The sequence below is a fragment of the Kluyvera sp. CHPC 1.251 genome, assembly GCF_036759945.1.
Taxonomy (GTDB): Bacteria; Pseudomonadota; Gammaproteobacteria; order Enterobacterales; family Enterobacteriaceae; genus Kluyvera; species Kluyvera sichuanensis.
Window position 1 is genome coordinate 54,120 of the sequence record NZ_JAPKIC010000010.1, and the last position, 19,839, is coordinate 73,958.

15 protein-coding genes and 2 pseudogenes are annotated in these 19,839 nt (G+C 54.5%); 8 read left to right on the forward strand and 9 right to left on the reverse strand.

The features are described 5' to 3' along the window. Positions 1-78: 78 nt before the first annotated feature. The 5 genes from V6940_RS18175 to bglK all read right to left on the reverse strand — a co-directional run bounded on the left by V6940_RS18175 (position 79) and on the right by bglK (position 5,398). The gene (locus V6940_RS18175) at positions 79-780 is read right to left on the reverse strand and encodes a DnaA inactivator Hda (RefSeq protein ID WP_074398749.1); all 702 of its coding nucleotides are present in this window, start codon (positions 778-780) and stop codon (positions 79-81) included. Between the two features lie 94 nt (positions 781-874). Beyond that, positions 875-2,164, reverse strand: a complete 1,290-nt coding sequence (gene uraA / locus V6940_RS18180; protein WP_333013077.1) for a uracil permease — start codon at positions 2,162-2,164, stop codon at positions 875-877. Between the two features lie 87 nt (positions 2,165-2,251). Continuing rightward, the gene (gene upp, locus V6940_RS18185; protein WP_035891452.1) at positions 2,252-2,878 is read right to left on the reverse strand and encodes a uracil phosphoribosyltransferase; all 627 of its coding nucleotides are present in this window, start codon (positions 2,876-2,878) and stop codon (positions 2,252-2,254) included. Between the two features lie 186 nt (positions 2,879-3,064). Continuing rightward, the gene (locus V6940_RS18190) at positions 3,065-4,495 is read right to left on the reverse strand and encodes a 6-phospho-beta-glucosidase (protein ID WP_333496793.1); all 1,431 of its coding nucleotides are present in this window, start codon (positions 4,493-4,495) and stop codon (positions 3,065-3,067) included. Between the two features lie 12 nt (positions 4,496-4,507). Continuing rightward, entirely contained in the window at positions 4,508-5,398 is an 891-nt protein-coding gene (bglK, locus tag V6940_RS18195; protein ID WP_333496794.1) for a beta-glucoside kinase BglK, read from the reverse strand. Between the two features lie 287 nt (positions 5,399-5,685). Between bglK and purM the strand changes: the two genes are divergently transcribed. The 4 genes from purM to ppx all read left to right on the forward strand — a co-directional run bounded on the left by purM (position 5,686) and on the right by ppx (position 11,224). Then, on the forward strand, positions 5,686-6,723 hold the full coding sequence (gene purM, locus V6940_RS18200) for a phosphoribosylformylglycinamidine cyclo-ligase (protein WP_270503056.1): 1,038 nt from the start codon (positions 5,686-5,688) through the stop codon (positions 6,721-6,723). Next, the gene (gene purN / locus V6940_RS18205) at positions 6,724-7,362 is read left to right on the forward strand and encodes a phosphoribosylglycinamide formyltransferase (RefSeq protein WP_220438277.1); all 639 of its coding nucleotides are present in this window, start codon (positions 6,724-6,726) and stop codon (positions 7,360-7,362) included. 250 nt (positions 7,363-7,612) lie between these two features. Continuing rightward, on the forward strand, positions 7,613-9,673 hold the full coding sequence (ppk1, locus tag V6940_RS18210; protein ID WP_185668922.1) for a polyphosphate kinase 1: 2,061 nt from the start codon (positions 7,613-7,615) through the stop codon (positions 9,671-9,673). A 3-nt stretch (positions 9,674-9,676) separates the two neighbouring features. Beyond that, positions 9,677-11,224 (forward strand): exopolyphosphatase, encoded by a 1,548-nt coding sequence (gene ppx, locus V6940_RS18215; RefSeq protein ID WP_185668921.1) that lies wholly within the window; start codon positions 9,677-9,679, stop codon positions 11,222-11,224. On the opposite strand, the gene V6940_RS18220 is transcribed toward ppx, so the two are convergent. Beyond that, positions 11,177-13,459, reverse strand: a complete 2,283-nt coding sequence (locus V6940_RS18220; protein WP_333496795.1) for an EAL domain-containing protein — start codon at positions 13,457-13,459, stop codon at positions 11,177-11,179. The genes ppx and V6940_RS18220 overlap by 48 nt on opposite strands. A 353-nt stretch (positions 13,460-13,812) precedes the next feature. Between V6940_RS18220 and V6940_RS18225 the strand changes: the two genes are divergently transcribed. Both V6940_RS18225 and mscS read left to right on the forward strand, forming a co-directional pair. Further along, complete coding sequence (locus V6940_RS18225; RefSeq protein ID WP_333496796.1) at positions 13,813-14,016, forward strand: YfgG family protein; 204 nt, start codon at positions 13,813-13,815, stop codon at positions 14,014-14,016. Positions 14,017-14,384: 368 nt separating this feature from the next. After that, complete coding sequence (gene mscS / locus V6940_RS18230; protein WP_333496797.1) at positions 14,385-15,263, forward strand: small-conductance mechanosensitive channel MscS; 879 nt, start codon at positions 14,385-14,387, stop codon at positions 15,261-15,263. Between the two features lie 21 nt (positions 15,264-15,284). Here mscS and V6940_RS18235 read toward each other — a convergent pair. Then, positions 15,285-16,188 (reverse strand): annotated as a pseudogene (locus tag V6940_RS18235) (LysR family transcriptional regulator). Positions 16,189-16,260: 72 nt separating this feature from the next. On the opposite strand from V6940_RS18235, the gene V6940_RS18240 reads away from it, so the two are divergent. Continuing rightward, positions 16,261-17,454 (forward strand): MFS transporter, encoded by a 1,194-nt coding sequence (locus V6940_RS18240; protein WP_333496798.1) that lies wholly within the window; start codon positions 16,261-16,263, stop codon positions 17,452-17,454. Positions 17,455-17,458: 4 nt separating this feature from the next. After that, complete coding sequence (locus V6940_RS18245; protein WP_333496799.1) at positions 17,459-17,974, forward strand: GNAT family N-acetyltransferase; 516 nt, start codon at positions 17,459-17,461, stop codon at positions 17,972-17,974. Here the strand turns inward: V6940_RS18245 and V6940_RS18250 are convergent. Beyond that, positions 17,971-18,081 (reverse strand): annotated as a pseudogene (locus V6940_RS18250) (VapC toxin family PIN domain ribonuclease); the annotation flags it as partial. The gene V6940_RS18245 and the pseudogene V6940_RS18250 sit on opposite strands and share 4 nt — an antisense overlap. A 121-nt stretch (positions 18,082-18,202) precedes the next feature. Continuing rightward, positions 18,203-19,780 (reverse strand): glutamine-hydrolyzing GMP synthase, encoded by a 1,578-nt coding sequence (guaA, locus tag V6940_RS18255; RefSeq protein ID WP_185668911.1) that lies wholly within the window; start codon positions 19,778-19,780, stop codon positions 18,203-18,205. Between the last annotated feature and the right edge of the window lie 59 nt (positions 19,781-19,839).

The following is a 19,839-nucleotide window of genomic DNA, read 5'->3' on the forward strand; positions in this document are numbered from 1 at the left end:
TTCAGGTAGGCCGGATAAGGCAAAGCCGCCATCCGGCAATCAGCTCGGTTCCGCCTGATGGCGCTGCGCTTATCAGGCCTACAGCTTCAGAATCTCTTTCACAAATGGAATGGTCAGCTTGCGCTGGGCAGTAATGGAGGCGTGATCGAGCTGATCCAGCGTCTGGAACAGTGTGCGCATTTCGCGATCCAGGCGTTTAAGCATAAAGCGGCACACATCGTCCGGCATTTCAAAGCCGCGCAGGCGGGCACGCAGCTGCAAGGCCTGTAATTTATCTTCGTCGGAAAGCGGCTGCAGCTTGTAGATTTGCCCCCAGTCGAGACGAGAAGCAAGATCCGGTAAACCGAGATTCAACTGACGCGGTGGGCGATCGCCGGTGATCAGCAGGCGGGTATTACCCGACTCAAGGATCCGGTTATAGAGATTAAAAATCGCCATTTCCCACGGTTCGTCCCCCGCTACGCACTCGATGTTATCGATGCACACCAACGAAAGCTGCTCCATCCCTTCCAGTACTTCCGGAACAAACCAGGTGCGTTTATCCAGCGGTACGTAGCCCACGGCATCGCCGCGCTGCGAGAGTTCGGCACAGGCAGCGTGCAGCAAATGGCTGCGTCCGGCACCTTCACGTGCCCAGATATAGATGTATCCGCTGTGCTCCTGCCGCAGCACGTTTTGCAGTGCAGCAAGTAAAGAAGGGTTATCACCTGGGAAGAAACTCGCAAAGGTTTCATCATCAGGAAGATAAAGTGGCAAAGAGAGCTGTGCCGGTGCGTTCAGAGAGACCTCAACATGGGCTTACGAAAAAACGGGAAGAGTTTACCACAGAAAATAGCGGGGAGAGAACCGGGCGGCGATCCGCCCGGCTTGAGGATCACGACTTAGAGGTTTCACTCTCATCCGCATCCAGCACCACTTCTTCCGGACGCAGGACGCTTATCAGCTTGAAGACCAGGCTCAGACAGATACCAACGATCGTCGCCAGCGCCATGCCTTTCAGCTCAGCCGCGCCGATGTGCACTTTCGCGCCGCTGACGCCGATGATCAGAATGACGGAGGTCAGGATCAGGTTCTGCGCTTTGCTGTAATCCACTTTGGATTCGATCAGCACGCGGATACCGGAGGCACCGATTACACCGTACAGCAGCAGAGAAACGCCACCCATGACCGGCAGTGGGATAATCTGAATCGCCGCCGCCAGCTTGCCAACGCAGGAGAGCAGAATCGCAATGATTGCCGCACCACCGATAACCCAGGTGCTGTACACGCGGGTGATCGCCATCACGCCGATGTTTTCACCGTAGGTGGTGTTCGGGGTGGAACCAAAGAAACCGGAGATCACGGTGGAAAGGCCGTTGGCAAACATAGAACGGTGCAGACCCGGATCGCGAATCAGGTCTTTCTTGACGATGTTCGCCGTCACCACCAGGTGACCAACGTGCTCGGCAATCACCACCAGCGCCGCTGGCAGAATGGTGAAGATAGCAAACCACTCAAAGCGCGGCGTATAGAAGGTTGGCAGCGCGAACCAGTGTGCATTTGCAATGGGTGATGTGTCCACAACGCCCATCACGAAGGAGAGCGCGTAGCCTACCAGCACGCCGATAAGAATCGGGATAATCGCCAGGAAGCCGCGGAACAGCACCGAGCCAAACACGGTGACGCCCAGAGTAACCAGCGAGATAATGATGGTTTTGGTATCCGCAGACTGGCCGTCAGGCGGCAGCAGACCCGCCATGTTCGCCGCCACGCCCGCCAGTTCCAGACCGATAACGGCAACGATTGCGCCCATCGCCGCAGGAGGGAACATCACGTCAAGCCAGCCGGTCCCCGCTTTCTTCACGATGAAGGAAACCAGGCAGAACAGCACGCCGCACATAATAAAGCCGCCCAGCGCCACTTCGTAGCCTAACGGCAGCAGCAGCAGTACCGGAGAGATAAAGGCAAAGCTGGAGCCCAGATAGGCCGGGATTTTACCTTTACAGATGAAGAGGTACAGCAGCGTTCCGAGACCGTTGAACAGCAGAACGGTGGCCGGGTTGATGTGAAACAGGACTGGCACCAGCACGGTTGCGCCAAACATGGCGAATAAATGCTGCAAGCTAAGCGGGATGGTCTGTAAAAGCGGCGGTCTTTCACTTACCCCAATGGCACGGCGTGTCATGATGTTTTCCTCGAGTGTGTTATTAGCTTCGGTTTTTTTATTCAAAAAAAAGCCGACTCTAAAAGTCGGCTCTTTTTATTTTTTCGTTTACTTGGTACCAAAAATCTTATCGCCGGCATCGCCGAGGCCCGGAATAATGTATCCGTGCTCGTTCAGGCCCTGGTCAATCGACGCGGTGTACAGCTCGATGTCCGGGTGCGCTTTTTCCAGCGCGGCAATACCTTCCGGTGCAGCAACCAGCACCAGCACCTTAATGCTAGAGCAGCCCGCTTTCTTCAGCAGATCGATGGTCGCAATGACGGAACCGCCGGTAGCCAGCATTGGGTCAACGATCAACGCCATACGCTCATCAATGTTGGAGACCAGCTTCTGGAAGTAAGGTACCGGCTCCAGCGTCTCTTCGTCACGGTACATACCGACGACGCTGATACGTGCACTTGGTACGTTTTCCAGTACGCCGTCCATCATGCCCAGGCCTGCACGCAGGATTGGCACAACGGTAATTTTCTTACCTTTGATCTGGTCGATTTCTACCGGGCCGTTCCAGCCTTCGATAGTCACTTTTTCGGTTTCCAGACCGGCGGTAGCTTCATAAGTCAGCAGGCTGCCGACTTCGGAGGCGAGTTCACGGAAGCGTTTGGTGCTGATGTCGTTCTCGCGCATCAGGCCCAGCTTGTGTTTGACGAGTGGGTGTTTAACTTCCACAATCTTCATTCTCTTTCTCCTTTAGATGGGGCAGCCACAAAAAAAATCGCGGGATTATACCGCTTTTTTACGATTGCGCCATACCTGTGATGATTGACCGGGATCAAGCAAAGCGGCGAATGGGTCCCCAGAGAGTATAAGACAGGATAAAAATAAACCCCGACTCGCGGGGTTTTATTTTACGTATTCAGCGGGTTAGAGCTCTTCGCCGTTGGTTGCAATCACCTTCTGATACCAGGCAAAAGATTTTTTACGGCTGCGCGCCAGCGTACCGTTACCTTCGTTGTCTTTATCGACATAAATAAAGCCGTAGCGTTTCTTCATTTCGCCGGTACCGGCAGAAACCAGGTCGATGCAGCCCCACGGGGTGTAGCCCATCAGATCCACGCCGTCTTCCACGACTGCTTTTTTCATTTCAGCAATATGCGCGGAGAGATAGTCGATACGATACTGGTCGTTCACCGTGCCATCGCTTTCCAGCACGTCAATCGCCCCGAAGCCGTTCTCCACGATAAACAACGGCAGCTGATAGTGGTCATAGAACCAGTTCAGCGAATAGCGCAGGCCCACCGGGTCAATCTGCCAGCCCCAGTCTGACTTCTGTACGTACGGGTTGGAGACCAGGCTGGTGGTTTCGTCGTAGTCGAGCTGCGGATTATCGTCGGTAGCCTTAGTGGCAAACGACATATAGTAGCTAAAGCCGATATAGTCGACGCAGCCCTGGGTCAGCGCCTGACGGTCTTCGTCGGTAATATCCAGCTCAAAACCGCGACGCTCGAAGTAGTTCAGCAGATGCTGCGGGTACTTACCGCGCACGTGCACGTCGGTGAACCAGTAGCGACGGTGCATGGCGTTCATCGCCATCATCATATCGTTTGGCGCACAGCTCAGCGGGTAGATTGGGCACATGGCAATCATACAGCCAACCTGCAGCGCTGGGTTAATCTCACGCGCGGCTTTTACGGCCAGCGCGCTCGCCACCAGCTCGTAGTGCGCAGCCTGATACATCACCGGCTCACGGTCTTCACCCGGCTGATACTTCAGGCCCGAGTTGGTAAACGGCGCAAAATCTTCGTGAAAGTTCGCCTGGTTGTTGATTTCGTTGAACGTCATCCAGTACTTCACTTTGTGCTGGTAACGGGTAAACACCACGTTGGCGAAGCGGACGAAGAATTCAATCAGCTTACGGTTACGCCAGCCGCCGTATTCGGTGACCAGGTGGTATGGCATCTCGAAGTGCGACAACGTGATGACCGGTTCGATGCCAAGCTTGAGGCACTCATCGAACAAGTCGTCATAAAACTGCAGGCCCGCTTCGTTCGGGGTCAGCTCATCACCGTTCGGGAAAATACGCGTCCAGGCAATAGAGGTACGGAAGCATTTGTAGCCCATCTCAGCGAACAGCTTCAGATCGTCTTTATAGCGATGATAGAAGTCGATGGCTTCGTGGTTCGGATAGTTTTTTCCTGGCAGTACGCCGTTGGTAATTTCGCGCGGCACGCCGTGCGCACCAGCGGTCATCACATCCGCCACGCTCACGCCCTTCCCGCCTTCCTGCCAACCGCCTTCAAGTTGGTGTGCGGCTACCGCGCCGCCCCAGAGAAACCCAGCTTTAAATCCAGACATATCTTTCCCTCGTTAAACAGTAAGTTGTCGCTGCGAATAGTGCTGATTGAAATGGTAAACCGCGCCGATAAGCCCGGCGTCGTTGCCGTGGCTGACGGTATCGATGTAGTCGGCAATGCCGAACCAGGCTAGATGCTCACGCATCAGCGCCAGAAAACCAGGGCGCTCAACAATGCCCCCGCCGATAAAAACGGTCTGCGGGTCAAACAGGTTCACCAGGTTGTAAAGGCCGGTGCCTATATCGTTGAGAAACTCTGATACCAGTCGCTGACAGATGGCATCACCCGCGTCAAAGCGGTCAAAAATTTCCTCACCCGTGACCTCTTCCAGCGTTTTGCCGATGTGCTGCGCGTAGCGATGGCGCAGCACGCGCAGGGTGCAGTTTTCATTCATGGAGTAACGACGGACGTCGCGTGAACCGGGGCGCATGGTTTGCATATAGCCAAACTCACCGGCACGAAAACGGGCACCGTGCACCAGTTGGTTGTTGCAGAAGATAGCGCCGCCGATGCCGGTGCCGATGGTCATCACCAGGCAGTTTGCCATGTCGCGGGCCTTGCCCTGCCAGCGTTCCGCCAGCAGCACGCAGTTCGCGTCGTTTTCAATCGCCACCGGAAGGCCGGTACGTTCTTCCAGCCACGCTTTAATCGCAAAGTTGTCGAACCGACGAATGGCGCCGCCCATTTCGATAAAGCCGGTATGCGGATTAACGTAGCCCGGTGCGCTGATAGCAATCCCGGTGCAGGCTGGGTGAGCCGTAATCCAGCGCTCAATCGCCGCCAGAATCTCGTCGCCATCGCTGTTGCTAATCGGCTCTTTTCCCTTATCGAGCAGTTCACCGCTGGCGGCAACAACGCCCATTTTTAACGCCGTACCCCCAATATCAAAGGCAGCAATCTTCATTCCATTCATCCCTTGTAGCCGTTTTTACATCGGTGATTGGCTTCGCTGAAACAAAAACAGAAACCGGTTTCATTGATATGATGTGGATTGTGCTCAGTGGATGCAAGGACAAGGGTGTACCCGGTTTCATTTTCGTGAGCAGTATCATATTTGACCGATATATTGATGGAAACGATGGAAAAACCGGGAGGTAAAAATTGGGATCAGAATAGGCTCGCAAACGTTTGCCTGGACTGATAGAATTGCGCCGATTTTTCTTGCTATCGCAAACGCGTGGAGACTTAGCAGTGACCGACAAAACCTCTCTCAGCTATAAAGATGCCGGTGTTGATATTGACGCAGGAAACGCTCTGGTTGACCGTATCAAAGGGGTGGTGAAGAAAACTCGCCGTCCGGAAGTGATGGGTGGATTAGGCGGTTTTGGCGCACTGTGCGCACTGCCGCAAAAATATCGCGAACCGGTGCTGGTTTCCGGCACTGACGGCGTTGGCACCAAATTGCGTTTAGCGATGGATTTAAAACGTCACGACACAATCGGCATCGATCTGGTGGCCATGTGCGTGAATGACCTGGTGGTACAAGGCGCCGAGCCGCTGTTCTTCCTCGACTACTATGCGACCGGTAAGCTGGACGTCGATACCGCAGCAAGCGTTATCAGCGGCATCGCCGAAGGCTGCCTGCAGTCTGGCTGCGCGCTGGTTGGCGGCGAAACTGCCGAAATGCCGGGCATGTACCACGGCGAAGATTACGACGTCGCCGGTTTCTGCGTGGGTGTGGTTGAGAAGTCAGAAATCATCGACGGCAGCAAAGTGACCGACGGCGACGTGCTGATTGCCCTCGGCTCCAGCGGCCCGCACTCCAACGGCTACTCGCTGGTGCGCAAGATTGTTGAAGTGAGCGGCTGCAACCCGGATACCACTCAACTGGAAGGCAAAACCCTGGCCGACCATCTGCTGGCACCGACCCGCATCTACGTAAAGTCTATTCTGGAACTGATTGCCAGCGTCGACGTTCACGCTATCGCACACCTGACCGGCGGCGGCTTCTGGGAAAATATCCCGCGCGTTCTGCCGGACAACACCCAGGCAGTGATTGATGAATCCTCCTGGCAGTGGCCGGCGGTATTCAACTGGCTGCAGGATGCCGGCAACGTGAGCCAGCATGAAATGTACCGTACCTTTAACTGCGGTGTAGGCATGGTAATTGCGCTGGCGGCCGATCAGGCTGATAAAGCGATTGCGCTGATGAACGAAAAAGGTGAAAACGCGTGGAAAATCGGCTATATCAAAGCCTCTGATTCCGAACAGCGTGTGGTCATCGAATAAATGAAAAATATCGTGGTGCTGATTTCCGGCAGCGGCAGCAACTTACAGGCGATTATCGATGCCTGTGAGCAGAAAAGGATTCCAGGCACCATCCGGGCGGTATTTAGCAATAAGGCCGATGCATTCGGCCTTGAGCGGGCGCGTGAGGCGGGCATTCCCCAGCACGCGCTGGCTGCCAGCCAATTTGCCAGCCGCGAAGCCTTTGACCGCGAGCTGATGCATGAAATTGACGCCTATGCGCCCGATGTCGTGGTGCTGGCAGGCTACATGCGCATTCTGAGCGCGGAGTTTGTTCAGCACTATCAGGGCAAGCTGCTCAACATCCACCCCTCCCTGCTGCCAAAATATCCTGGCCTGAACACCCATCGTCAGGCGCTGGACAACGGCGATACGGAACACGGCACCTCGGTGCATTTCGTTACCGAAGAGCTGGACGGCGGGCCGGTGATTTTACAAGCCAAGGTGCCGGTTTTCGCCGGTGACGACGAAGCGGAAATCACCTCACGCGTTCAGGCCCAGGAACACGCTATCTATCCTCTGGTGGTGAGCTGGTTCCTTAATGGCCGTCTGAAGATGCAGGATAATCATGCCTGGCTTGACGACATTAAGCTGCCGCCGGAAGGCTATGCAGCAGAATAAATCATGTCACTGTAGGCCTGATAAGCGTAGCGCCATCAGGCACGCGGCGAGCACATTGCCGGATGGCGGCGTAAACGCCATATCCGGCCTACATGAATAACTAAAGAGGGCCTTATGGCCCTCTTTTTTATGCAAATCAGGATAACTGTCATACTTAGATGACACAGTTGGACATAGCCCGGCAAAGCTAGCAATATAATCAGTAGACGACGTTGCCGCGTCCCGTGAATAAACCGGAGTGTGAGTAGTAATGGGTCAGGAAAAACTGTACATCGAAAAAGAACTGAGCTGGTTGTCATTCAACGAGCGCGTCCTCCAGGAAGCGGCTGACAAAAGTAACCCGCTTATTGAACGTATGCGTTTCCTGGGGATCTACTCCAACAACCTCGACGAATTCTACAAGGTCCGCTTTGCGGAGCTAAAGCGCCGCATCATCATTAGCGAAGAACAGGGTGTCACCACGCATTCTCGTCACCTGCTGAGCCGCATTCAGGCCCGGGTGCTGAAAGCCGATCAGGAGTTCGATGGCCTCTACAACGAACTCTTGCTGGAGATGGCCCGTAACCAAATCTTCCTGATTAACGAACGCCAGCTTTCCGTCAATCAACAGGGCTGGCTGCGTCACTACTTTAAACAGCATCTGCGCCAGCACATCACCCCGATTCTGCTGAATCGGGAGACCGATCTGGTCCAGTTCCTGAAAGACGATTACACCTACCTGGCGGTCGAAATTATCCGCGGCGACGAGATCAACTACGCGTTGCTGGAGATCCCGTCAGATAAAGTGCCGCGCTTCGTCAACCTGCCGCCAGAGACGCCGCGCCGCCGCAAACCAATGATCCTGCTGGATAACATCCTGCGCTACTGTCTGGATGATATCTTCAAAGGCTTCTTCGACTACGACGCCCTCAACGCTTACTCCATGAAAATGACCCGTGATGCCGAGTACGACCTGGTGCACGAAATGGAGTCAAGCCTGATGGAACTGATGTCCTCCAGCCTGAAGCAGCGTCTGACCGCCGAGCCGGTGCGCTTTGTGTATCAGCGTGATATGCCGGATGCGATGGTGGAAATGCTGCGTAAAAAGCTGACCATCTCCCGCTATGATTCCATCGTACCAGGCGGCCGCTACCACAACTTTAAAGACTTTATTGGCTTCCCGAACGTCGGCAAAGCTAACCTGGTCAACAAGCCAATGCCGCGCCTGCGCCACCTGTGGTTCGATAAGTTCCGCAACGGCTTCGATGCCATTCGTGAACGCGACGTGCTGCTTTACTACCCGTATCACACCTTTGAGCACGTGCTGGAGCTGTTGCGTCAGGCCTCGTTCGACCCGAGCGTGCTGGCCATTAAGATCAATATCTACCGCGTGGCAAAAGACTCGCGCATCATTGATGCGATGATCCACGCCGCGCACAACGGTAAAAAAGTCACCGTGGTGGTAGAGCTGCAGGCGCGCTTCGACGAAGAGGCCAACATCCATTGGGCGAAACGTCTGACCGAAGCGGGCGTACACGTGATCTTCTCCGCGCCGGGGCTGAAAATTCACGCCAAGCTGTTCCTGGTATCGCGTAAAGAAGGTGACGACGTGGTGCGCTATGCGCACATCGGTACCGGTAACTTTAACGAGAAAACGGCACGTATCTACACCGACTACTCGCTGCTGACCGCCGATGCACGTATCACCAATGAAGTCCGCCGGGTGTTCAACTTTATCGAGAACCCGTATCGCCCGGTGAACTTCGACTATCTGCTGGTCTCGCCGCAGAACTCCCGTCGCTTGCTCTACGAGATGATCGACCGTGAAATCGCCAACGCGCAAAACGGCCAGGCTGCAGGAATTACGCTAAAACTCAACAACCTGGTGGATAAAGGGCTGGTCGATCGTCTGTATGCGGCCTCCAGTTCCGGCGTGCAGGTCAATCTTCTGATCCGCGGCATGTGTTCTCTGATTCCAGAATTAGAAGGGATCAGCGATAATATTCGTGTGATCAGCATCGTTGACCGTTTCCTTGAGCACGATCGCATCTATATTTTTGAGAACGGCGGCGATAAACGCGTTTATCTCTCCTCCGCTGACTGGATGACCCGAAATATCGACTACCGTATCGAAGTGGCGACCCCGCTGCTCGACCCGCGTCTTAAACAGCGGATCCTCGATATTATCGATATTCTGTTCAGCGACACGGTGAAAGCCCGCTTTATTGATAAAGAACTGAGTAATCGCTATGTGCCACGCGGCAACCGACGCAAGGTCCGCGCGCAGCAGGCGATTTACGATTACCTCAAATCACTTGAACAACCTGACTAACCTATGCCAATAAAAAGCAAAGCACCCCGGCCGCAGGAGTTTGCGGCGGTTGATCTTGGTTCGAACAGTTTCCATATGGTTATCGCGCGCGTCGTCGACGGCGCGATGCAGATTATTGGCCGTCTGAAGCAACGTGTTCATCTGGCCGATGGGCTGGATGAAAACAATATGCTGAGCGAAGAGGCAATGGAGCGCGGTCTGAGCTGCCTGTCGCTGTTTGCTGAACGCCTGCAAGGTTTCGCCCCGTCCAGCGTCTGTATCGTCGGTACCCATACGCTGCGTCAGGCAGCGAACGCCACCGAGTTTCTGACGCGAGCGGAAAAGGTCATTCCCTACCCTATCGAAATCATCTCCGGGAACGAAGAAGCCCGTCTGATTTTTATGGGCGTAGAGCACACCCAGCCTGAAAAAGGCCGCAAGCTGGTGATTGATATCGGCGGCGGCTCCACCGAGCTGGTGATTGGTGAAGACTTCGAGCCGAAGCTGGTCGAAAGCCGTCGTATGGGCTGCGTTAGCTTTGCGCAGCAGTTCTTCCTCGCCGGCACCATCAACCGCGAAAACTTCCAGCGCGCACGCCTGGCGGCGGTGCAGAAGCTGGAAACGCTGGCGTGGCAGTACCGCATTCAGGGCTGGAATTTTGCCATGGGCGCGTCTGGCACCATCAAAGCGGCCCACGAAGTGCTGGTTGAGATGGGCGAGAAAGACGGGTTCATCACCCCTGAACGTCTCGAGATGCTGGTGGAAGAGGTGCTGAAGTATAAAAACTTCAATAGCCTGAGCCTGCCGGGCCTGTCGGAAGAGCGTAAAGGCGTGTTCGTGCCAGGGCTGGCTATTCTCTGCGGCGTATTCGATGCGTTGGCGATTAAAGAGCTTCGTCTCTCCGACGGCGCGCTGCGTGAAGGCGTGCTGTATGAAATGGAAGGCCGTTTCCGCCACCAGGACGTGCGTAGCCGCACCGCGCAAAGTCTGGCAAACCAGTACAACATTGACCGTGAACAGGCGCAGCGCGTACTGGAAACGACCATGCAGATGTACGATCAGTGGTTGGAGCAGAACCCGAAACTGGGCAACCCGCAGCTGACCGCGCTGCTGAAATGGGCTTCGATGCTGCATGAAGTCGGGCTGAATATTAACCACAGCGGTATGCACCGCCATTCGGCCTATATTCTGCAAAACAGCGATCTGCCGGGCTTCAACCAGGAGCAGCAGTATCTGATGTCGACGCTGGTGCGCTTCCACCGTAAGGCGATTAAGCTCGATGAGCTGCCGCGCTTTACGCTGTTCAAGAAGAAACAGTTCCTGCCGATGATCCAGTTGCTGCGCCTTGGCGTGCTGCTGAACAACCAGCGTCAGGCGACAACCACGCCACCGACGCTGAAGCTAACCACCGAAGCGAATCACTGGACGCTCTGCTTCCCGCACGACTGGTTTACCCAGAATGCGCTGGTGCTGCTCGATCTGGAGAAAGAGCAGCAGTACTGGGAGAGCGTTACCGGCTGGCTGTTAAAAATCACTGAGGAGCGTGCGCCCGACGAAGTGGTCGCCGCCTGATTCACACGTCGCTGTTTCCGCTACCGCCAGCTCCTCCAGGGGAGCTGGCTTGCCAATGCCATATCCCTGCAGATAATCAATTCCCAGCGCAATCGCCGCCGTGCGGATCTCCTCGTTTTCGACGTACTCCGCCACCACACGCATTTTCTTCATACGCGCCAGATGGCAGATAGACGAGACAATCTGGTAATCCAGGCTGCTGGTCGCAATATTACGAATAAAGCTGCCGTCGATTTTCAGGATATCGGCGCTGATATGCTTGAGACGCGCATAGCTCGCATAGCCAGTACCAAAATCGTCAATGGCCACCCGGCAGCCCAATTCCTGAAGCTCACGCAGCGTTCGCCGCGCCTGCTCGGCGTTCACCAACGAGTGGCTCTCGGTTATCTCAAAGACCAGCTGCCAGGCCTCAATGCCGTACTCTTCCAGCAGTTCCTTCACCTGATGCGCAAAGCCTGCCCCGCTCGCCGTGGAAGGCGAGAGGTTAAGCGCCAGACGCATACCTGGATTACTTTCCCGACGACTCGCCATAAAGACCAGCGTATTTTCCAGCACCCAGAGGTCAATGCGCGAGGCCATGCCAAATTCATAGGCGACCGGTAAGAACAGCAGCGGCGAGATAAGTTCGCCATCATCACCAAGCATACGCAACAGCACTTCGTGATAATCATCGCCGCGAATACCGACAATCGGCTGCGCCATCAGCCGGAAGCGGTTATTTTCCAGCGCTTGCTGCACCCGCACCATCATGGCGATCTTATCTTTCAGCTCTTGCTGCAGATACTGCGCGCCGCGGCGCTGTAAGTTTTCCGGGCGATTCGTAGCAAGCGAAAGCTCCGCCACCGTATTCAGCTCCCCCAGCATCAGCGAGAGATGGGCCACCGGCGAATGGATATAGCAATAGCTAATGCCAATCTGTGGCTGCAGCGGCATCCCGTTCCAGGTGTAGCGGAACTGATTCAGACGGTCGTAGAGCTCTTCCACTCGCTCTTTATAGGATTCGGTATGCAGCAGCACCGCCAGGTCGCTACCGGTAAGCTGGTAGACGTTCTCGCCGGGGCGGAGCATGTCGCTAAGATACTTCGCCAGATTCTGCTTGTAGTTGATACGCAGCATAATGCCGTAGTGGCGCGTCAGCACTTCAAGATCCGGCATGCGCAAAAAGCACAGAACCGACCACGGCGTATTGTTCACTGCCCGACTCAGCGCACGCATATTGGGCAGGCTGACAACCGGGTCGATAAAGGCAATGCGGCGCACGCGTTCATGAATTGCGCGCTGGCGACTGGAGAGCATTGCCATATACGCAATAATAAACGAGAAGATCAGGTAACTAGACGAGGTTATCGCCAGCTGGACGCTATAGCCTGCGCTTTTAGGTACATAGTGATAGTGATAGTGGATGGCCACAATCAGCATCAGCGTCCAGATAACCGAGATAAAGCGGTAGCCAAAACGCATCGAACCCCAGAGCATAATCGGCAGCAGCAGCGACAGCGTATAGTTGGTGCTGAATATCGTGCTGCCTTTGGTCATCGGCACCATCAGCATCGAGAAAACGCCAATCACCAGGGTGCTCCAGGCCAGCATTTCCGGCCATTTCACCTTAGGATCAAAATCGCGGCGCACCTGCGATAAGAAGCTGCGAAGATAGTTGGGGTTACGGATTAAACGCACTATCAGATAGCATAGCGGCACGCCGGTCAGATAGCCCATCAGCAACGACTGATAGTTAATCAGATTGCGCTGAGTCAACGGTGAGGCCCACTCAGCATCCCCCAGGCTTGGATACAGCCCAAGATACAGAGCAAACTGTATCAGCAGCATGAAAATCGTCGATGGGACAAACATCTGCCAGAACAGCCGATGCGCCATTAGCCGCGTATCGCCGTGTGAAATCATCTTGCGTTGCTGGTTAAAAAACTGATACCCGCCCCACGCCACAATCGTCGGAATGAGGAACTGCAACGCAATACCCAGTCTTTCCGCAAAATGAAGATCGTCAGTAAGATAGCAGCCAATACCCGCAACAAGGCCAGGCAGCGCTTTCCAGTTGAAGAACAACATCATGCAAAGCATAAAGGGCAGCGGTAGGTAATAAAGGTAGGTTTTGCCGCCGCCAATATAGGTATATGTATTAGCAAATTTGATTATTGGTAACACAAGAAGAGGCAATATCAGGGGCAGTCCCCACCACTCATCTCGATATTGCTTATATATTTTACAGAAATTCATAGATGCTCTAAGGATACCCCAAATCCAGCTGGGTATTTTCAGACAGGCATCCAACCTGGCTTAAAAAAGGCCGCGAGAGAAGATATTACGCGGGTCAGGTGGAGATTTTAGTTATCGCTTACGAATGAAGTTTGATATGAGTCAAAAAATAACGCACATAAAAACACTAATTCTCTTTTCTTTGGTCTACCCCTCGTAATCAAGGCCTGCTTGTGAATACGAATAATATCTTATATAACATTAATTAATGTTTTATCTGACGGATTTTTACATTCATCGCAATTGACCCACGCCCCGCTCTGTGCCTTAATGTACGTACCGCCCGTCTATGGGTATAACATAAGGACCCCTTTGTGAGCCAGGTTACCAGCCTACGAAAACGACACCGATTTAATGGTCGAATGACCCGTATCGTACTGCTTATCAGCTTTATCTTCTTCTTCGGACGCTTCGTCTACTCCTCCATCGGCGCGTGGCATCACCACCAGGACAAAAAAGAGTCCCAGCAGAGCAGCCTGTCGCAAAAGACCTCCCCCGCGCAAACCAACGACCGTTAACGCCCCTTTTTTTCCGACACCGAGATTCCTTACCGAATGGCTAACAGATTGATTTTTAACCATCCGGTAAGGAATTTAGTCGTGTTTCATCCCCGTTCTGCCACATTAGTTTCAATGCGTACTTTATTAGCCAAAAAATAATTTCCCGCACGATTACACAAACTTTTCCTTTTCTGCTGCCGCAACATGCCGCGCTGATTTTTTGATGTAGCAATGAGTCGTCTAAAAAAACGGCGGTAAAAGCGCAAATAATCGCTAATACATAAATCTGAAAGCCTACTACTTATAAATATATAAATTTTTTGTATATATGTTGAATATTTAATTGAATCTTCCACCATTAATTTTAAAGCGGCAGGATTTTTACCATGAAAGGTTTTACGTTATTTCCCAAAATAAAAAGTGGATTGGAGTGGATGTCAGGTCACAGCGATGCGGTTATCCAGTTTGGCTGGAACATCGTTGCGGCAATTATTCTGTTATTTATTGGTAAATTTATCGCCCGCCTGCTCTCTCGTGGGCTGGAAAAATTACTGCTAAAACGCAAAGTGGATATCACCATCGTGCAGTTCTTTACCGCACTGGTTCGCTACATCACGCTCGCGTTTTCGGTTGTCGCCGCGCTGGGACGTCTGGGCATTGAGACATCGTCCATTATTGCCGTGATTGGTGCCGCAGGTCTGGCTATCGGCCTGGCGCTGCAAAGCTCGCTGTCAAACTTCGCGGCGGGCGTAATGCTGGTCTCCCTGCGCCCCTTTCGCGCAGGCGAAGTGGTGCAGATTGGCACCATGACCGGCACCGTTGAGAAGGTACATATCTTTTCAACTACACTGCTAACCGGCGACAGCAAAGAGGTCGTTATCCCTAACGGCAAGATTATTGCCGACAATATCATTAACTACTCACGACACCCGTTCCGCCGCATCGATCTGGTGATTGGCGTAGGCTATCAGAGCCGCATTGCCGATGTGAAAAGAGTCATCACCCAGCTCATCGAGCAGGATAAACGTATCGACCAGAAGCGCGGCTTCACCGTGCGTTTAGGGGAGCTGGGCGCTTCATCGCTGAACTTTTACGTTCGCGTATGGGTGCGCAACGCCGAGTACTGGAACACTTACTACGACCTACTGGAAAACATCAAAGAGGCGATGGATGCTAACCATATTGATCTGCCGTACCCGCAGATGGATATCCGCGTAGAGAACGTAGCCAACCGGCCTCAGCAACAGCTGCAATTGGTCGACTAAGCCCGGCGCTCCCCTTTTATCTTAGAGGGGAGCGTGCTGCTGCAACAGCCGGATAATTTCCGTCATTCCTTTGCTCAAAACTTTATCCTGCCGCATCACGATACCTAACTGACGATAGAGCGGCGGTGCCAGCGACCCTACCCGTAGCCCTTCGGCATCACGATGATGTTCCACCGCCATCCGCGGAATAATGCTGTACCCCAACCCCGCCGCCACCATACGTTTAATCGCCTCTATGCTGCCCAGTTGCATCACCGGCGTCACCTGAAGCCCAGCCTGCTGGAACCAGCTATCAATCAGGTCACGCGTTCCGCTGCCCGCTTCAAACGCAATCAGCGGCAGCGTCTTTAGCATTTCCAGATTGAGTTCACCCTGTGATTCGGCGCTGATAACGACAAATTCTTCACGTAAAACCGGCATGATATCCAGGCTGCGCCCACTGGCAGGTAGCGTGACCAGCCCTAAATCGAGGCGGTTTTCTTCTACTGCACGAGTAATATCCAGCGTATTACCGGTCGTTACCCCCACCGCTAGCATCGGGTGCTGCCCGCGCAGGTGCTGTAGTATAGGCGGCAAAAGGTGGATACAAGCCGTGGCGCCAGTGCCAAGCGTAATCGTGCCGCTTACGGTCTGCTGACAGTCGTTCACCGACTGCACTGCCTCACTGACTGCTTGCTCGATACGTTCACCATGCAGTAACAGCGCCAGGCCGGCTGCGGTAGCCTTTACCCCGCGTCCGGTACGTTCGATAAGCCTCGCCTGCAGAAACTGCTCAAGCTGACGCACCTGCAGGCTGACGGCGGGTTGTGAAATTCCCAGCACGTCCGCCGCCGCCGAAAAGCTGCCGCGCTGAACCACTAAACGAAACGTTGCCAGGTATCCCAGATTCAGCGTCGTCATTCAAAGTTTCTCTTATCAGGGTCATAAAGGGAGGGCTCTGCCTGCACAATAGCGCGCAGGTTATGCTGCCAGCAACTGCATAACCTACGAGAAGATAATGAAAATACCTGCCGCATCGCTCCCCATCACTCTCGCTGCCGGAGGCAATCAGCTGATCAACTGGGGGATTTCGTTTTATATGCCGGGCACTTTTGCCCGCGCAATTGCGCAGGACACAGGATGGTCAGCAGCGCATATTTACCTGGGCCTGACGCTGGCGATGCTGATGATGGCGCTGCTCTCCCCCTGGGTTGCCCGCCTGCTGGCGCATTTTGGCGGCCAGCGCGTGGTGGTCTGCGGAACGCTACTGATTGCCTTAGGTTGCCTACTGATGTCGGTGATTCACACGCTTTTTGGCTGGTACATCGCCTGGCTGATAACCGGTATAGGTATGCGGCTGGCGCTCTACGACGGGCTTTTCGCCGCGCTGGTCAATCTGTACGGGCAGCGCGCACGCGTGACTATCTCCCGCGTGACGCTTGCCGGTGGGCTTGCTTCCGCGCTGTTCTGGCCGCTGGGCGCTGCACTGCTGACGGTAACCAACTGGCGGGGAGCGCTGTTGATTTACAGCCTGCTGGGGATAGTGAGTGCACTGCTGCTTCTGCGCTTACCTAACCAGAAGCTGCCGCCGGTTCCCGCTCGCCGTGCTGCGTCTGCGTCTGCGCACGATCGCCGTACTGGTTTACTGTATGCGGCGCTGATAGCGCTGGTGACCTTTATCTCCAATGGCACCTCAACGCACCTGCCGGAGTTCATCGCCACACACGGGTTGCCCGTTGCCGTCGGTATGCTCTGGGGCGTCGGGCAGACCGGCGCGCGCTTTCTCGAAGTTGCCTCGGGTTCAGCGCTCACGCCGATAAAACTCACCCTGCTCACCACCTTTTTAATTCCGCTTTGCTTCGCCCTCGGCATTAGCAGCACACATATTGCCTGGGCCGCCGGGGGTTTTGTCCTTGGCTATGGCGCGATCAATGGCTTAACCACCGTTTTCAAAGCGACCCTGCCACTTCAGCTGTTCGCCGCCGAAGATTACGCCCGCCGCACCGGCGTGTTGTTGATCCCGGCGCAGGTGCTCGCCGCTGCCTCACCGTTTGCCTACGCGTGGCTGAACCACCGTCTGGGGATAAATGGCAGCCTGATGATCTCCGCTGTGCTTGCGTTGATCGTTGCCGGGCTGGCGGTGTCGATTGCGCTGTGCCAGGCTAGTCGCACAATAAAAACGCACGATAAACAACCTTTTCGACAAGGATAAGCCCATGCACCTGCAATCCGAACATCTCACCCTGCGTCCAGCGACAGCAGACGATCTCGACGATCTTTATCGCATTTACGGTGACCCTGCGACCAACACTTTTAACCCAGCAGGCCCGCATGCAGATCTCGCACACTCTTGCCGGGTGCTGGCAGGCTGGCTTGAGCATCTCAACGTTTATGGTTTCGGCAACTGGGCCATCAGCCTGCGGGAAAACCCGGAGCGGGTGATTGGGTTTGGCGGGCTACGTATCGTGGAATATCCCGACTGCACGGTAAACAATCTGGGGTATCGTTTGGCGCCAGAAGCCTGGGGTAAAGGGTTGGCCACGGAATTTTCACTGACGGCGATTGATTATGCGTTCAACGTGCTGAATTTTGATGACGTAGTGGGCATCGTGCGCAAGAACCATCTTGCTTCGCAGAAGGTGCTGCTGAAATGCGGGATGACGCTAGTACGGGAGATTGATGATGTGCCGGGGAAGGAACCGAGCCTGATGTTCAGGCGCTTACGTGGCTAGCTGACGCTCCACTCTTCGAGAGGCAGCCCACTGATACGCTCAAATTCACGGGTATTATTGGTGACCATAATCAGCCCTAGCGAACGAGCATGAGCGGCTATTTTTTGTACTCACGAATAGTCTAATGGCATTCTGGGATATGTCTATGGGATATACAAGGTAGAGATAAAGCTGCATAAAAAAGCCCCTGCATAGCAGAGGCTCTTTAACATCACGACCGCAGGGAAATTATTCCCACTCAATCGTAGCCGGTGGTTTACCGCTGATGTCATACACCACGCGAGAAATACCGTTGACTTCGTTGATGATGCGGTTGGATACGCGGCCGAGGAAATCGTACGGCAGGTGTGCCCAGTGTGCGGTCATAAAGTCGATGGTTTCCACAGCACGCAGGGAGACAACCCAGTCGTACTTACGGCCATCGCCCATCACGCCGACGGAACGTACCGGCAGGAACACGGTGAACGCCTGGCTCACTTTGTTGTACAGGTCGGCTTTGTGCAGCTCTTCAATGAAGATAGCGTCCGCGCGACGCAGCAGGTCGCAGTACTCTTTCTTCACTTCGCCCAGCACGCGAACACCAAGGCCTGGGCCCGGGAACGGGTGACGGAACAGCATGTCGTACGGCAGGCCCAGCTCCAGACCAATTTTACGCACTTCGTCTTTGAACAGCTCACGCAGCGGTTCAACCAGACCCATCTTCATCTCTTTCGGCAGGCCGCCCACGTTGTGGTGAGATTTGATGACGTGCGCTTTACCGGTTGCGGAGGCCGCAGATTCGATAACGTCAGGGTAGATAGTCCCCTGCGCCAGCCACTTCACGTCTTCCAGCTTCAGCGCTTCTTCGTCGAACACTTCAACGAACACGCGGCCAATGATCTTACGTTTGGCTTCTGGGTCGTTTTCGCCTTTCAGCGCGTCGAGGAAGCGCTGCTCGCCTTCAACGTGAACGATGTTCAGGCCGAAGTGGTCACCGAACATGTCCATCACCTGCTGTGCTTCATTCAGACGCAGCAGACCGTTGTCGACGAACACGCAGGTCAGGTTTTTACCGATTGCGCGGTGCAGCAGCATCGCGGTAACGGAGGAGTCCACGCCGCCGGACAGGCCGAGGATCACTTTATCGTTGCCAACCTGCTCGCGGATGCGGGCAACGGCGTCGTCGATGATTTTCTCTGGGGTCCACAGCGCTTCACACTGGCAGATGTCGCGTACAAAACGCTCCAGCATACGCAGGCCCTGGCGGGTATGGGTCACTTCCGGGTGGAACTGCACGCCGTAGAAGCGTTTTTCTTCGTGCGCCATAATGGCGAACGGGCAGGTCTCGGTGCTGGCAACGGTGACGAAGCCTTCCGGGATAGCGGTAACTTTGTCACCGTGGCTCATCCACACGTCCAGCAGCGGTTTGCCTTCAGCGGTCAGGGAGTCTTCGATGCCGCGGATCAGTGCGCTGTCGGTCTGTACTTCAACCTGTGCATAGCCAAATTCACGCTCGGTGGAGCTCTCAACGTGGCCGCCCAACTGCATTGCCATGGTCTGCATGCCGTAGCATACGCCGAATACCGGCACACCTGCGTTGAACACGTACTCTGGCGCACGTGGGCTGTTTGCTTCGGTGGTGCTTTCCGGGCCGCCGGAGAGGATGATACCGCTCGGATTGAACTCACGGATTTGCGCTTCAGTAACATCCCATGCCCACAGCTCGCAATAGACGCCCAGTTCACGTACGCGACGTGCAACCAGCTGGGTGTACTGGGAACCGAAATCAAGGATGAGAATGCGATGTTTATGAATATTGTCTGTCATTTGACGTTAATTCCGAGGCAAGTGAAACAATAACAAAGCGCCCGGTGAAAACCGGGCGC